Origin of the sequence: Caballeronia sp. LZ019, from assembly GCF_031450825.1 — a bacterium.
Lineage (GTDB): Bacteria > Pseudomonadota > Gammaproteobacteria > Burkholderiales > Burkholderiaceae > Caballeronia.
Window position 1 is genome coordinate 2,405,714 of sequence record NZ_JARTVZ010000005.1, and the last position, 15,458, is coordinate 2,421,171.

13 protein-coding genes and 1 tRNA gene are annotated in these 15,458 nt (G+C 63.4%); 12 read left to right on the top strand and 2 right to left on the bottom strand.

Going from position 1 to position 15,458, the window contains the following annotated elements; all coding sequences use genetic code 11:
* Window positions 1–39 precede the first annotated feature (39 nt).
* Entirely contained in the window at window positions 40–1,992 is a 1,953-nt protein-coding gene (locus P9255_RS24700; RefSeq protein ID WP_309765091.1) for an MFS transporter, read from the top strand.
* Window positions 1,993–2,049: 57 nt separating this feature from the next.
* Entirely contained in the window at window positions 2,050–3,156 is a 1,107-nt protein-coding gene (aroC, locus tag P9255_RS24705; RefSeq protein ID WP_309765090.1) for a chorismate synthase, read from the top strand.
* Between the two features lie 49 nt (window positions 3,157–3,205).
* On the opposite strand, the gene P9255_RS24710 is transcribed toward aroC, so the two are convergent.
* Window positions 3,206–4,879 carry an electron transfer flavoprotein-ubiquinone oxidoreductase gene (locus tag P9255_RS24710; RefSeq protein WP_309765089.1) on the bottom strand — a complete coding sequence of 558 codons (1,674 nt, stop codon included), beginning with the start codon at window positions 4,877–4,879 and terminating at the stop codon, window positions 3,206–3,208.
* A gap of 213 nt (window positions 4,880–5,092) precedes the next feature.
* On the opposite strand from P9255_RS24710, the gene P9255_RS24715 reads away from it, so the two are divergent.
* Window positions 5,093–5,866, top strand: a complete 774-nt coding sequence (locus P9255_RS24715) for an SDR family oxidoreductase (RefSeq protein WP_309765088.1) — start codon at window positions 5,093–5,095, stop codon at window positions 5,864–5,866.
* A gap of 74 nt (window positions 5,867–5,940) precedes the next feature.
* Window positions 5,941–6,387: an acyl-CoA thioesterase gene (locus P9255_RS24720; RefSeq protein WP_309765087.1), complete on the top strand. Its 447-nt coding sequence runs from the start codon at window positions 5,941–5,943 to the stop codon at window positions 6,385–6,387.
* A 3-nt stretch (window positions 6,388–6,390) separates the two neighbouring features.
* Here P9255_RS24720 and P9255_RS24725 read toward each other — a convergent pair whose 3' ends face one another.
* Entirely contained in the window at window positions 6,391–6,936 is a 546-nt protein-coding gene (locus P9255_RS24725) for a LuxR C-terminal-related transcriptional regulator (protein ID WP_309765086.1), read from the bottom strand.
* Between the two features lie 186 nt (window positions 6,937–7,122).
* Here P9255_RS24725 and P9255_RS24730 point away from each other — a divergent pair, with 186 nt between their 5' ends.
* The 8 genes from P9255_RS24730 to infC all read left to right on the top strand — a co-directional run bounded on the left by P9255_RS24730 (window position 7,123) and on the right by infC (window position 15,239).
* Window positions 7,123–7,827: a CoA transferase subunit A gene (locus P9255_RS24730; RefSeq protein WP_309765085.1), complete on the top strand. Its 705-nt coding sequence runs from the start codon at window positions 7,123–7,125 to the stop codon at window positions 7,825–7,827.
* 2 nt (window positions 7,828–7,829) lie between these two features.
* Window positions 7,830–8,471 carry a CoA transferase subunit B gene (locus P9255_RS24735; RefSeq protein WP_309765084.1) on the top strand — a complete coding sequence of 214 codons (642 nt, stop codon included), beginning with the start codon at window positions 7,830–7,832 and terminating at the stop codon, window positions 8,469–8,471.
* A gap of 167 nt (window positions 8,472–8,638) precedes the next feature.
* Window positions 8,639–9,559 carry an alpha/beta hydrolase gene (locus P9255_RS24740; protein ID WP_309765083.1) on the top strand — a complete coding sequence of 307 codons (921 nt, stop codon included), beginning with the start codon at window positions 8,639–8,641 and terminating at the stop codon, window positions 9,557–9,559.
* Between the two features lie 63 nt (window positions 9,560–9,622).
* Complete coding sequence (locus P9255_RS24745) at window positions 9,623–9,976, top strand: RidA family protein (RefSeq protein ID WP_035967012.1); 354 nt, start codon at window positions 9,623–9,625, stop codon at window positions 9,974–9,976.
* A 47-nt stretch (window positions 9,977–10,023) separates the two neighbouring features.
* Window positions 10,024–12,258 (top strand): bifunctional (p)ppGpp synthetase/guanosine-3',5'-bis(diphosphate) 3'-pyrophosphohydrolase, encoded by a 2,235-nt coding sequence (locus P9255_RS24750; RefSeq protein WP_309765481.1) that lies wholly within the window; start codon window positions 10,024–10,026, stop codon window positions 12,256–12,258.
* Between the two features lie 122 nt (window positions 12,259–12,380).
* Window positions 12,381–12,457: transfer RNA gene (locus P9255_RS24755), tRNA-Val, on the top strand.
* 299 nt (window positions 12,458–12,756) lie between these two features.
* Window positions 12,757–14,664: a threonine--tRNA ligase gene (gene thrS / locus P9255_RS24760; RefSeq protein WP_309765082.1), complete on the top strand. Its 1,908-nt coding sequence runs from the start codon at window positions 12,757–12,759 to the stop codon at window positions 14,662–14,664.
* Window positions 14,665–14,711: 47 nt separating this feature from the next.
* A complete protein-coding gene (infC, locus tag P9255_RS24765; protein WP_084592761.1) occupies window positions 14,712–15,239 on the top strand; it encodes a translation initiation factor IF-3 in 528 nt (175 codons plus the stop codon).
* Window positions 15,240–15,458 lie beyond the last annotated feature (219 nt).

Sequence of the window (15,458 nt, forward strand, 5' to 3'; positions counted from 1 at the left end):
GCGCTGGCGATCAACGCCGGATCAACCGCATCGACATTCATGAGTGACAATCCACTGCACGCCCCGCAAGACCAGGCGGCGCGCGCTTCCCGCCGGTCGCACGAAGAAGGTGAGGGCCAGTTCGGCCTTCTGCGCGAGCGCCGCTTCGCGCCGTTCTTCTGGACGCAGTTTCTCGGCGCGATGAACGACAACGTCTTGAAGGTCGGCTTCACGTCGCTCGTGACGTTTCAGGCCGCGCGCTTCTCGGGCGTCGACCCGAAGACTGCCGCGTTCCTCATCTCCGCGATCTTCATCGTGCCCTTCGTGCTTTTTTCGGCGACGTCCGGGCAGATCGCCGACAAATACGACAAGGCCGTGCTCGCGCGCTTCGTGAAGAGCTTCGAGATCGTCGTGATGCTGATCGGCGGCGCGGGCTTTCTGCTTCATAGCGCGCCGCTGCTTTATCTCTGCACATTCCTGATGGGCGTGCATTCGACCGTGTTCGGGCCGGTCAAGTACGCGTATCTGCCGCAGCATCTGCATGCGTCGGAACTCGTCGGCGGTAACGGGCTCGTCGAGATGGGGACGTTCGTCGCCATTCTGATCGGCACGATCATCGGCGGCGCGGCGGCGGGCGCGTCCGATCACGGCGCGCTGCTGCTCTCGGTGGCGTGTCTGTCGCTGGCGGTCGTCGGGCGCGTCGCGTCGGCGTTCGTGCCGAAGTCGGCGGCGGCGCAGCCGGACTTGCGCATCAACTGGAATCCGGTCTCGGAGACCTGGCGTAATCTCAGGCTCGCCAGGTCGGATCGCACGGTGTTCCTGAGCCTGCTCGGCATTTCGTGGCTGTGGTTCGTCGGCGCGACGTTTCTTACCTCGTTCTTCAACTTCGCGAAGGACGTGCTGTCGGCGAACCCCGATGTCGTGACCATCCTGCTCGCGACGTTCTCGCTCGGCATCGGCACGGGGTCGCTGTTGTGCGAGCGGCTGTCCAAGCGCCGCGTCGAGATCGGGCTGGTGCCGCTCGGGTCCATCGGCATCAGCGTGTTTGCGATCGACCTGTTCTTCGCGAGCCATCGCATCGCGCCGGCGTCGCACCTGCTCGGCGTCAGGGAATTCCTGCTCGCGATGCCCCACTGGCGCATCCTCGCGGACCTCTTCCTCCTCGCGATGTTCGGCGGCTTCTACAGCGTGCCGCTCTATGCGCTGATCCAGGCGCGCAGTCAGCCGACGCACCGGGCGCGCATCATCGCGGCGAACAACATCCTCAATTCGGCGTTCATGATCGCCTCGGCGCTGCTGGCGCTCGCGCTCACCTCGATGGGCGTCGGCATTCCCGGGCTCTTTCTCGTCACGGCGCTGCTCAATGTCGTGGTCGCCGTGTATATCTATTCGCTGGTGCCGGAGTTCCTGCTGCGCTTCATGGCGTGGATTCTGGTGCACACGTTCTATCGCATCCGGCTCGTCGATGCGGCGCGCATCCCATCGGCAGGCGCGGCGGTGCTGGTCTGCAACCACGTAAGTTTTGTCGATGCCGTCGTCATCATGGCCGAAAGCCCGCGCCCGATCCGCTTCGTGATGGACCATCGCATTTTCCGCACGCCGTTCATCGGCTGGCTGTTCCGGCATGTCAAGGCAATTCCGATCGCGCCCGCGCACGAGGACGCCAACATGCTGGAACGCGCGTATCAGGCGTGTCAGCGTGCGCTGGAGGAGGGGGAACTCGTTTGCATCTTTCCCGAAGGCAAGCTCACGCGCACCGGCGATATCAATCCGTTCCGGCACGGCGTCTCGGAGATTCTTCGACGCCATCCCGCGCCCGTCGTGCCGATGGCCCTTCGCGGACTATGGGGCAGCGTGTTCTCGCGTCACGAGGACGCCCGTTGGCCGCGCCCGGTCAAGCGCGGCGTGATGACGCGGCTGACGCTGGCCGTCGGCGAGCCGATTTCGCCCGCGGAAGCCACGCCGCAGCATCTGCAGGAACGGGTGTCCGAACTGCGCGGAGCGAGGCGATGAAACCGGGGCCGCTGGCATAATAGCGGTCTCCCCGACACTCCTCTCAGGTCGACGCTCATGTCCGGCAATACCCTTGGCACGCTCTTTACCGTCACGAATTTCGGCGAGTCACATGGTCCGGCGATCGGCTGCGTGATCGACGGCTGCCCGCCGGGCATGGCGCTCACCGAGGCCGACATTCAGATCGAACTCGATCGCCGTCGTCCGGGCACGTCGCGGCACGTGACGCAGCGGCAGGAACCGGATCAGGTCGAGATTCTGTCGGGCGTGTTCGAAGGCGTGACGACGGGTACGCCCATCGCGCTCCTGATCAGAAACACCGATCAACGCAGCAAGGACTACGGGAATATCGTCGAGACGTTCCGTCCCGGTCACGCGGATTACACCTACTGGCAGAAGTACGGCGTGCGCGATTATCGCGGCGGCGGACGGTCATCGGCGCGGCTGACTGCGCCCACGGTCGCGGCGGGCGCAGTTGCGAAGAAGTGGCTGCGCGAGAAGTTCGGCATCGAGACGCGCGGTTACATGAGTGCGCTCGGCGAAGTTCCCATTCCGTTCGTCGACTGGCGGCACGTGCCCGAGAATCCTTTCTTCGCGCCCAATGCCGATGTCGTGCCGGAACTCGAAGCGTACATGGACGCCCTGCGCCGCGATGGCGATTCGGTCGGCGCACGCATCGAGGTGGCCGCGAGCGGCGTGCCGGTCGGTCTGGGCGAGCCGCTTTACGATCGTCTCGACGCCGACATCGCCCACGCGATGATGGGCATCAATGCGGTGAAGGGTGTCGAGATCGGCGCGGGCTTCGCGAGCGTCGCGCAACGGGGCTCGCAGCACGGCGACGAGATGACGCCCGAAGGCTTCGCCACCAACAACGCGGGCGGCATCCTCGGCGGTATTTCGAGCGGGCAGGACATCACGGTGTCGCTGGCCATCAAGCCGACATCGAGCATCCGCACGCCGCGCCATTCCATCGACAAGGCGGGCGCGAGCGCGACCGTCGAAACCTTCGGTCGCCACGATCCGTGCGTCGGCATTCGCGCGACGCCTATCGCCGAAGCGCTGCTCGCGCTGGTGCTGATGGATCACGCACTGCGGCATCGCGCGCAATGCGGCGATGTGGTCGTCGGCACGCCCAAGATTGCGGCGCACGCCCCGGGCAAGTAAGCCAGAAAAAGAAAGGGCGCGGGTCTGATCGACCGGCGCCCTTTATCGTTTACATGTTCGGATAGTTCGGCCCGCCGCCGCCTTCAGGCGTCACCCAGACGATGTTCTGAGTCGGGTCCTTGATATCGCAGGTCTTGCAGTGCACGCAGTTCTGCGCGTTGATCTGCAGACGCTCGCCGCCGTCGTCCGCCTTCACGAACTCGTAGACGGCTGCCGGACAGTATCGTGCTTCCGGGCCGGCATACGTGCGCAGATTGACGTTGACGGGCACGCTCGGATCTTTCAGCGTGAGATGCGCGGGCTGATTCTCTTCGTGATTCGTGTTCGAGATGAACACGGACGAGAGACGATCGAACGTGAGCTTGCCGTCCGGCTTCGGATAGAGGATCGGCTTGCATTGTGACGCGGGCCTGAGCATCTCGTGATCTCGATGCTGGTGATGCAGCGTCCACGGCACGTTGCCGCCCATCACTTTCTGCTCCAGGCCGACCATGAAGGTGCCGAGATACAGGCCCTTGCTCATCCACTGCTTGAAGTTGCGCGCGCGATAGAGTTCGGTCTTGAGCCACGAACTGTCGAAGGCTTCCGGGTAAGCGGTGAGCTCGTCGCCCTGACGGCCGGCCTGGACGGCATCGAACGCAGCTTCGGCGGCCATCTTGCCGGACTTGATCGCGCCATGACTGCCCTTGATGCGCGATGCATTCAGGAAACCGGCGTCGTCGCCCGCAAGCGCGCCACCCGGAAACACGAGCTTCGGCAGCGACATCAGCCCGCCCGCGGTGATCGCGCGCGCGCCGTAGGAGATGCGCTTGCCGCCTTCGAGGAACGCGCGGATCGACGGATGCGTCTTGTATCGCTGGAACTCTTCGAACGGCGAAAGATACGGATTCGAATAGCCCAGCCCCACGACGAAGCCGACCACCACCTGGTTGTTGTCCATGTGGTAGAGAAACGAGCCGCCGTACGTGTCGGGATCGAGCGGCCAGCCGGCCGTGTGGATCACGAGCCCCGGCTTGTGCTTGACCGGGTCGATCTCCCAGAGCTCCTTGATGCCGATGCCGTACACCTGCGGATCGGCGTTCTGATTCAGCCTGAACTTCTCCATCAGCTGACGGCCGAGATGCCCGCGCGCGCCCTCGCAGAAGATCGTGTATTTCGCGTGCAGCTCCATGCCGAGCTGGAAGTTTTCGGTCGGCTCGCCGTCCTTGCCGACGCCCATGTTTCCGGTGATGACGCCTTTCACCGCGCCGTCGTCGCCATACAGCACTTCGGCTGCCGGGAAGCCGGGGAAAATCTCGACGCCGAGCGCTTCCGCCTGTTGTCCCAGCCAGCGCGTGACGTTGCCGAGGCTGACGACGTAATTGCCGTGATTCTTGAAGTTGTCGGGAAGCAGCCAGTTGGGCACCTGCTTCGCGCCGGTCGGCGACAGGAACAGGAAGCGGTCTTCGGTCACTTCGACGTCGAGCGGCGCGCCTTTTTCCTTCCAGTCGGGAATCAGTTCCGACAGGCCGCGCGGGTCCACGACGGCGCCCGACAGAATGTGCGCGCCGATCTCCGAGCCTTTTTCCAGCACGCAGACGCCGATCTCGACGCCGCGCTCCTCGGCCAGTTGCTTCAGGCGAATGGCAGCCGACAAACCGGCTGGCCCGCCGCCGACGATCACGACGTCGTATTCCATCGATTCGCGGGGACCGTACTGCTCGATAAGGCTCGCCGGGGTCATCAATGCTCCTCTCTACCGTTAGAATGGCCTCTCAAGATCGCGTATTGTCAGCGAACGTCAGGCGGGCTGCAACCGAAGGTCACTCATTTGGCACGATCGTACTATTTTGCGTGATGCCGTGGTATTGGTATCTGCGCGAAGTGCCGCGGCGTCGCAAATCGGGCTGACGGCGCAATCGCCGAGGCTGAACCAACCGTACAACAAGGAAGGACAATGGGCCGTTCGATCAACCTGGAAGGCAAGGTCGCGCTGATCACCGGCGCGTCCAGTGGACTCGGAAAGCGTTTCGCACAGGTGTTGTCGCAGGCGGGAGCGAAAGTCGTGCTCGCCAGCCGCCGCACGGAGCGCCTCAAGGAACTGCGCGCGGAAATCGAGGCGTCGGGCGGCGCGGCGCATGTCGTCGCGCTCGATGTCACCGATTACCAGAGCGTGAAGTCGGCGGTTGCGCACGCCGAGACGGAAGCCGGTACCATCGACATTCTCGTCAATAACTCGGGCGTCTCGACCACGCAAAAGCTGACGGAGGCCACGCCCGCCGACTTCGAATTCGTATTCGGCACCAACGTGCGCGGCGCGTTTTTCGTCGCGCAGGAAGTGGCCAAGCGCATGATCATGCGCGGCAACGGCGCCGCCAAGCCGGCTTACCGGATCATCAATGTCGCGTCAGTGGCGGGCCTGCGCGCGTTTCCGCAGATCGGCCTCTATTCCATGAGCAAGGCCGCCGTCGTGCAGATGACCAAGGCGATGGCGCTCGAATGGGGCCGCCACGGCATCAACGTGAACGCGATCTGCCCGGGTTATATCGATACCGAGATCAACCATCATCACTGGAAAACCGAACAGGGGCAGCGCCTCGTTTCGATGCTGCCGCGCCGCCGCGTCGGCTCGCCCGAGGACCTCGACGGGCTGCTGCTGCTGCTCGCGGCGGACGAATCGCAGTTCATGAACGGCTCCGTGATATCGGCGGACGACGGATTCTCGCTCTGACGCGCCGGGTGCACGGCTTCTTATTCTCCGGTGCCGCGGCGCGACGCCCCTCCTGACACTGGAAACATCAACTGATGAGCAACACGAACAACGACAGCGACTTTCACACCGTTTTCGAATTGTCCATGCCGATCCGCTGGGGCGACATGGACGCCTTCGGCCACGTCAACAACACCGTCTATTTCCGCTACATGGAGCAGGTGCGGATTTCGTGGTTCGAGCAAATCGGCATCGCGGGTGGCAACGGGGAGGGGCAGGGACCGGTCGTCGTCAATGCGTCGATGGAATTTCTGAAGCAACTGCATTATCCCGGCGACGTCATCGCGCGTATGTCGGCCGGCAAGCCAGGCCGCAGCAGCTTCGAGACGCACTTCGAGCTGTATCGCGCGGACGCGCCCGGCGTGCTTTACGCGCGGGGCGCGGCGAAGATCGTTTGGATCGACTATGCGGCGGCCAAGTCCGTGCCGATTCCCGACCTGTTGCGTCGGATCATCGAGACGGGCGCGTCCGTCGCCCAGTAAGCTTCAGTTGCCGAGCAGCCGCTGCAGCAGTTCCGTCGCGTTGCCCGTGTCGTATTTGCGCATGAGCCGCGCGCGGTAGATATCGACCGTGCGCGGGCTGATATCGAGCACGCGGCCAATTTGCTTGCTCGTCTTGCCCGTCACCAGCTGCGCGGCGATTTCCCGCTCGCGCGGCGTCAGTTCGATCGCGACGCGCCGTGTCGCGCTCAGGTCCTCGAAAGTCCACACGCCGGCCGCATGGGGCGCGGCGCGGTCCAGCGCGCGGCCGGTCACGTGGCACCAGAACAGTTCCCCGTTCGAACGCTTCATGATGCGATCGTCGCCATACGTGCCGCGATCCACGATATGCGCGGCGATGCGTTCGCCGATGCGCGCGAATTCGTCGGGCGTCGGATACAGCACCTCGAACGACTTGCCGATGAGCGCTTCCCGTGCGGATCCGAAGATCGCGCAGACTTGCTCGTTGCAGTCCTCGATGATGCGCTCCCGCGATAGCACGAGGCCGACGGGCGCGAGATGAAACGCGGTTTGATAATCCAGTGCACGCATGTGGAATCGGGCGCCCGGCGGATCGAGGAACCAACGCGCGCGGGCAAAGACTTATGTATTTTTGCGTATTGTGCCGGATCGACCGCACAGCGTACTCTTTTCGCCAATCAAAGCGCCGCCGGGCAGGCATCGGACGGCGACGAAAACCGGTTTTCAGTCGGGTTCACACATGGAAGGGACGAACAGATGAACAAGGTCTATCCCAGCGCGAAAGAGGCGCTCGATGGCATCGTCAAGGACGGGCAGACATTCGCCGTCGGCGGATTCGGGCTGTGCGGCATTCCCGAAGCGCTCATCGCGGCGCTGCGCGATTCGGGCGTGAAGGACATCACCTGCATCAGCAATAACGCGGGCGTCGATGGCTTCGGGCTCGGCCTGCTGCTGGAAACGCGCCAGATCAGGAAGATGATTTCGTCCTACGTGGGCGAGAACAAGGAGTTCGAGCGGCAATACCTCGCCGGCGAACTGGAGCTCGAATTCACGCCGCAAGGCACGCTCGCCGAGAAGCTGCGCGCGGGCGGCGCGGGCATCCCGGCGTTCTTCACCAACACGGGCTACGGCACGGTCATCGCGGAAGGCAAGGAAACGCGTCAGTTCGGCGAGAATCACTACGTGCTCGAACATTCGCTGACGGCGGACGTCGGTCTCGTGAAGGCGTGGAAGGCCGACAAGTCCGGCAATCTGATCTATCGCCGCACGGCGCGCAACTTCAACCCGATGTGCGCGATGGCCGGCAAGATCACCGTCGCGGAAGTCGAGGAGATCGTGGAAGTCGGCGAGCTCGACCCGGACGCGATCCACACGCCGGGCATCTTCGTGCAACGGCTCGTCCTGAACGCGCATCCGGAAAAGCGCATCGAACAACGCATCGTCCGCGCGAAAGGAGAATGACCATGGCTTGGAATCGTGACCAGATGGCCGCGCGCGCGGCGAAGGAACTGCAGGACGGCTTCTACGTAAACCTCGGCATCGGCTTGCCGACGCTCGTGGCCAATCACGTGCCGCAGGGCGTCGAAGTGTGGCTGCAGTCGGAGAACGGGCTGCTCGGCATCGGGCCGTCGCCGTATGAAGAAGAAGTTGACGCCGATCTCATCAATGCCGGCAAGCAGACGGTGACGACGCTGCCGGGCTCGTCGATCTTTTCGTCGGCGGATTCGTTCGCGATGATTCGCGGCGGGCATATCAACCTGGCGATCCTCGGCGCGATGCAGATCAGCAAGACGGGCGATCTCGCCAACTGGATGATCCCCGGCAAGATGATCAAGGGCATGGGCGGCGCAATGGACCTCGTTGCAGGCGTGAAGCGCGTCGTCGTCCTGATGGAGCACGTCGCGAAGGGCGATCAGCACAAGATTCTCGAATCGTGCACGCTGCCGCTGACGGGCGTGGGCGTCGTGGATCGCATCATCACCGACCTCGGGGTGATCGACGTCACCGAAAGCGGGCTCAAGCTGGTCGAGCTGGCCGACGGCGTCACCGTCGAGGAAATCCAGCGCAAGACGGGCGCGCCGCTCGATGTGAGCAGCGTGAGCTGACGCGGCGCTGATCAGCGTTCCGCGAGGCGGGCGAAGCTGCGAGGCTTCGCCCGCTTTGCTTTTGCGCGCTCGCTCGCATCGCTGGCCATCGTCCGTTCGGCTAACGTGCGTTCGGCGGCCGGCGCGGCGCTTTACAATCGTTCAGACACCTTCCACGAGGACATTTCATGAGCGCATCCATCGTTGCGGACGCATCGCATTACACGCTCGACGAACCCCGCCAGCGCTTCGTGCAGTGCGCGAGTCCGGCCGGGCTGCATCGCATCGCCTATACCGAGTGGGGCGATCCGGCCAACCCGCGCGTGCTGCTGTGCGTGCATGGCCTCACGCGCTCGGGCCGCGACTTCGACAGGCTCGCGAAGGCGTTCGCAAGCGAGTATCGCGTGGTATGTCCGGATGTCGTCGGGCGCGGGCTGTCGGACTGGCTCGCGGATTCGCGCTATTACGGCGTCGCGCAGTATGTGGCCGACATGGTCACGCTGATCGCGCGGCTTAACGTGGAAACGGTCGACTGGTTCGGCACGTCGATGGGCGGACTCATCGGCATGGCGCTCGGCGGACTGCCCGGCACGCCGATCCGCAGAATGCTGCTCAACGATGTAGGACCGCATATCGAGCCGGTCGCGCTGGAACGCATCCGCGATTATCTCGGCAAGCCGGCGCGCTTCGCATCGCTCGAGGAAGGCGTGCGGCATGCGGCCAGGCTCGCGGCATCGTTCGGCCCGCTGACGGACGAGGAATGGACGAGCATCAACACGCCGCTCCTGCACGAGCGCGATGGCGCGTGGACGTTCCGCTACGACCCCGGCATCGCCGCGCCGTTTTCCGCGAGCACGGAGGAGCAGAACGCGGCCGGCGAGGCGTTCATGTGGCGCTCGCTCGCGTCCATCGCGACGCCGGTGCTCGTCGTGCGTGGCGAAAGCTCCGACCTGCTGTCGCGGGAAACCGTCCGAAAGATGGTCGAAACGGGACAGGCCGTATCGAGCGTCGAGGCGCCCGGCGCCGGCCATGCGCCTGCGTTTCTCTCGCACGAGCAGATCTCCACCGCTCGGGCGTTCTTTCTCGAAAACAATGTCAGCGGGGCATAATATCGGGCTGAGCGCCTGACGCTCTGTCTCGTTTTTGGACCACTTCAAAGGATCGATATACACATGGCAGTCACTCGTCACCACGTCGGCGCACGGCTTTCCGAGATCGCGATTCACAACGGCACGGTGTATCTCGCCGGGCAGATCGCCGAGGACACCAACCAGGACATCACGGGCCAGACGCGCGAAGTGCTGGGTCACATCGACCGGTTGCTGGAAGAGGCGAACAGCGACAAGTCGCATCTGCTGTCGGTGCAAATCTACGTCTCCGACATGGTGCACTTCGCCGGCATGAACGCCGTATGGGATGCATGGGTCGCCCCAGGCAACACGCCGCCGCGCGCCACCGTCGAGGCGAAGCTGGCCAACCCCGACTGCCTGGTCGAGGTCGTCGTGGTGGCGGCTCAGCGCAGCTAAGCCGTCATTGAGCCGTCATTGAGCCAACGAGCAGTCGCTTGATCCGTATGACCGAGACCGCCGTTCCCGCCGACACGCTGCCGGAGCCGTCCATCGAGGACGCGCTCGCGTTCGTGCGCGAGCACGCGAAGGACGCGCGGGTCTCGACGGGCGAGTTGCTGGTGGATCACGCGGCCGGCACCGCGCGCATCATGCAGACGCTCAACGTCGATCCTTACGCGATCGCCGCTGCCGCGCTCTTCGCGCTCGCGCCGCATCTCGACGATCCCGACAAGCTGATCGCCGAGCGCTTCGGGACGGAAGTGCAGCGGCTCGTCGCGGATGTGCGCAAGCTGCTGCGCCTCGGCTCCGTCAGTTCGCGCGCGACGCTCGCGGCGGTGCCGGAAAACACGCGCGATGCGCAGGCGGCGCGGCGTGCGCAGGTCGAATCGCTGCGCAAGATGCTGCTCGCGTTCGCGCAGGACATACGCGTGGTGCTCATTCGGCTCGCGTCCCGGCTGCAGACGCTGCGCTACTACGCCGCGCACAAGATCGAGCCATCGCCCGACGTGCCGCGCGAAACCCTCGAAATCTACGCACCGCTCGCGAATCGTCTCGGCATCTGGCAACTGAAGTGGGAACTCGAGGACCTGTCGTTTCGCTTCGAGGACCCCGCCACGTATAAGCGGATCGCGAAACTGCTCGATGAAAAACGCGTCGAGCGGGAATCGTACGTGACCGGTGCCATCGCCCGGCTGCAGAAGGAGCTGGACACCGCGCATATCAAGGCCGAAGTGAGCGGCCGGCCCAAGCACATCTACAGCATCTGGAAGAAGATGCGCGGCAAGCAGCTCGACTTCTCCGAACTGAACGACGTGCGCGCCTTTCGCGTGATCGTCGGGGACATCAAGGATTGCTACACGGTGCTCGGCATCGTGCATAACCTGTGGCAGCCGGTGCCGCGCGAGTTCGACGACTACATATCGCGGCCGAAGCCGAATGGCTACAAGTCGCTGCATACGGTCGTCGTCGGCGACGATGGCCGCGCGTTCGAGGTGCAGATTCGCACACACGAAATGCATCAGTTCGCGGAGTACGGCGTGGCGGCGCACTGGCGCTACAAGGAAGCGGGCGCGCGCGGCTACGCAGGGCAGGTCACCGCCAGCGAGAAATACGACGAGAAGATAGCGTGGCTGCGCCAGCTGCTCGCCTGGAAGGACGACGTCGAAGGCGAGGGGCAGGGCGAACAGCGCGGCTGGCAGCATCTGCGCGACGCCACGCTCGACGACGACCACATCTACGTGCTGACGCCGCAGGCGCGCGTGGTGGCGCTGCCGCACGGCGCGACGGCCGTCGATTTCGCGTATCACCTGCATAGCGAACTGGGGCATCGTTGCCGGGGGGCGCGTGTTGACGGCGCGATGGTGCCGCTCAACACGCCGCTGCAAAACGGGCAGACGGTCGAGATCATCGCGGTGAAGGAGGGCGGGCCGTCACGGGACTGGCTCAATCCGCAGCTCGGCTACATGCATAGCCCGCGGGCGCGGCAAAAGGTGCGCGCGTGGTTCAACGCAGTGGATGCCGCGGAGAATCTGGCGCAGGGCCGCGCGATCGTCGAAAAGACGCTGCAGCGCGAAGGCAAGACGTCGGTCAACCTGGATCAGCTCGCGGCCAAGCTCGGCTTCAAGGCGCCGGAGGATCTGTACGCGGTCGTCGCGAAGGACGAGTTCAGCGTGCGGAACATCGAACATGCGCTTTCGGACGCGCCGCCGCCCGAGCCGGAGGCGGAAGCGCCCGCGCAGTTCGAAAAGCGCAGCAGCGGGCAAAGCGTCGCGCAGGGCGCATCGACGGGCGTGCTGGTCGTCGGCGTCGATGCCCTGCTGACGCAGCTCGCGCGCTGCTGCCGTCCCGCGCCGCCCGATCCGATTGCGGGCTTCGTGACGCGCGGTAAAGGCATGTCGATCCATCGCGCGGACTGCACGACGTTCCAGCGCATGGCGCAGCGCTCGCCCGAACGCGTGCTGCATACGACGTGGTCGGCCGAAGTGATGGGCGGGCGCGGATCGTCGGTGTATCCGGTGGACCTTTCTGTCGAGTCGGCGGACCGGCAGGGGCTGCTGCGCGACATCTCCGAAGTGTTCGCGCGTGAAAAGATCAACGTGATCGGCGTGAAGAGCCAGAGCCGGCGAAACATCGCGTATATGCAATTCACCGTCGAGGTGTCGAATTCAGCGCAGATTCAACGCGCGTGCACGCTGCTCGGCGAAGTGCAGGGCGTGATTCGCGCATCGCGGCGCGCTTGAGCCGCACTTGAACCGCGCTTGAACGACGCCGTGAAAAGTGAACGATCGACGAATCTTTTTCGTTTCGTTGCGCAGAAACACTTGCTAAGATTCGAAACGCTCCATATAATCTCACTTCTTTCAGGCTCGTAGCTCAGCTGGTTAGAGCACCACCTTGACATGGTGGGGGTCGTTGGTTCGAGTCCAATCGAGCCTACCAACGAAAACGAGACTTCGGCGAATCCCGGTTCACGAAGTTTCACTCCGCAGAAGCGCTCAGGCGCAAAAGGCGAATAGCGAAATGGCACTTCGAACGTTGACCGAAACACATTCGGAGCGACGCTAGTCGAGGACCTCTTTCGCCTTCTGCCCTTTTCGATCTGCGGTATGTGTGAAAAGTGAATGCGGCCCCTCGATAGCGGGGCCGCATTTTTTTTGTCCCTCGGTTTCTGATATCGGTATCGCGGGGCAGTGCTTAGTCGAACTCGCCGGGCCTCGGCCGGCGTCTTGGAGAACGAAATGGTTTCGGTACGTTTGCCTGACGGGTCGGTCCGCCAATATGACCACCCGGTGACCGTCGCGGAAGTCGCGGCATCGATCGGGGCGGGCTTGGCCAAGGCGGCGCTCGCCGGCAAGCTCAATGGCGAACTCGTCGATACCTCTTATCTCATCGACCACGATTCGTCGCTTGCCATCGTGACGGACAAGGACCCGGAAGGCGTCGATGTCGTTCGTCACTCCGCCGCGCACCTTCTGGCGTACGCGGTCAAGGACCTGTTCCCCGAGGCGCAGGTGACCATCGGCCCGGTCATCGACAACGGCTTCTATTACGACTTCTCGTACAACCGTCCTTTCACGCCCGAAGACCTCGAGAAAATCGAGAAGCGCATGCAGGAGCTCGCGCAGAAGAACGAGCCGGTGTCGCGTCGCGTCGTGTCGCGCGATGAGGCGGTCGAGTACTTCAAGAGCATCGGCGAAGCGTACAAGGCCGAGATCATCCAGTCGATTCCGGAAAGCGACGAGATTCGGCTTTACTCGCACGGCAATTTCATCGATCTGTGCCGCGGCCCGCACGTGCCGTCCACCGGCAAGCTGAAGGTCTTCAAGCTGATGAAGGTCGCGGGCGCGTACTGGCGCGGCGACTCGAAGAACGAGCAGCTGCAGCGCATTTACGGCACTGCCTGGACGAGGAAGGAAGACCAGGATCAGTACCTGCACATGCTCGAGGAAGCGGAGAAGCGCGATCACCGCAAGCTCGGCAAGCAGCTCGACCTGTTCCATCTGCAGGACGAAGCGCCGGGCATGGTGTTCTGGCATCCGAAGGGGTGGTCGCTGTGGCAGCAGGTCGAGCAGTACATGCGCCGCCGCGTGAACGAAGCCGGCTATCTGGAAATCAAGACCCCGATGGTCATGGACCGTTCGCTGTGGGAAGCGTCCGGCCACTGGCAGAACTATCGTGAAAACATGTTCACGACCGAATCGGAAAAGCGCGACTACGCCATCAAGCCGATGAACTGCCCGGGCCACGTACAGGTGTTCAATCACGGCTTGCGTTCGTATCGCGACTTGCCGCTGCGTTATGCGGAGTTCGGTTCGTGCCACCGGAACGAGCCCTCGGGCGCGTTGCACGGCCTCATGCGCGTGCGTGGCTTCGTTCAGGACGACGCACACATCTTCTGTACCGAGGACCAGTTCATCGCGGAGTCGATCGCCTTCAATACGCTCGCGATGAGCGTGTACAAGGATTTCGGCTTCGATCACATCGACATCAAGCTGTCGCTGCGCCCCGAACAGCGCGCGGGCACCGATGAAATCTGGGATCGCGCGGAGCAAGGGCTGCGTGAGGCGCTGACCGCGTGCGGGCTGCAGTGGGAAGAGCTCGCGGGCGAGGGCGCGTTTTACGGTCCGAAGATCGAATACCACATCAAGGACGCGCTCGGCCGCTCGTGGCAGTGCGGCACGCTGCAGCTCGACATGGTGCTGCCGGAGCGTCTCGGCGCGGAGTATGTTGCCGAGGACAACAGCCGCCGCCGCCCGGTCATGCTTCACCGCGCGATCGTCGGTTCGATGGAGCGTTTCCTCGGCATTCTGATCGAGCATCACGCCGGCGCCATGCCGCCGTGGCTGTCGCCGGTGCAGGCCGTCGTGCTGAATATTGCCGAAAGTCAGTCGGAATATGCGGCGTCTTTGACCCAATCGTTGCAAAAACAAGGGCTTAGAGTAGAGAGCGATTTGCGCAACGAGAAGATTAGCTATAAAATACGCGAGCACACGCTGCAAAAGGTTCCGTATTTGCTGGTCGTCGGGGACAAGGAGCGTGAGGCGCAAACCGTAGCCGTGCGTGCTCGTGGCGGTGTCGATCTGGGCGTGATGCCGGTCGGCGCGTTCCTCGAACGTCTGCAGCAGGAAGTGCGGGCGTTCAAGTAAGTCACTCGCAGCGCGGCTTGTTTTTTCATTTTTAGAGGAAACGTAACATCGCTACTGATAAGTCGTCACATCGCATCAACGGTGAAATTACGGCACCGGAAGTGCGCTTGGTCGGAGTGGACAACGAGCCGCTCGGAATCGTGAAGCTGGCCGAAGCGTTCCGTCAATCGGAACAGCTCGACGTGGATCTCGTCGAAATTGCGCCGCAGGCTTCGCCGCCTGTCTGCCGTTTGATGGATTACGGCAAGTTCAAGTATTCGGAAGCGAAGAAGCAGCACGAGGCGAAACTGAAGCAGAAGATCGTGCAGGTGAAGGAAGTCAAATTCCGCCCCGGCACGGATGACGGTGACTACAACGTCAAGCTGCGCAACCTCACGCGCTTTCTCGAAGACGGCGACAAGACGAAAATCACGTTGCGTTTCCGCGGTCGCGAAATGGCGCACCAGGAAATCGGCATGCGCATGCTCGAACGTCTGAAGACGGATCTGGACGAAGTCGGTCAGGTCGAGCAGATGCCGAAGATGGAAGGCCGTCAGATGATCATGGTGCTGGCGCCCAAGAAGAAGGGCAAGTAAGCACGAGCAGCAAGACGATGGATCGCGCGCCGTCGCAAGGCGGCAGGCGCGGCATCGTCGGAAATTTCAGAGAGGCGCCGTATCTGCGGCGCTGCTCATGAAAAGCGGCGGCCTGAAAAGGCCGTCTGCACACAAGTGGAGCGTGGGTTTCGAAGGGCGGAAAGCGGTTCTGGCCAGTACGGAAGGATCAGCCGCACACCCATGACCATCTAATAAACT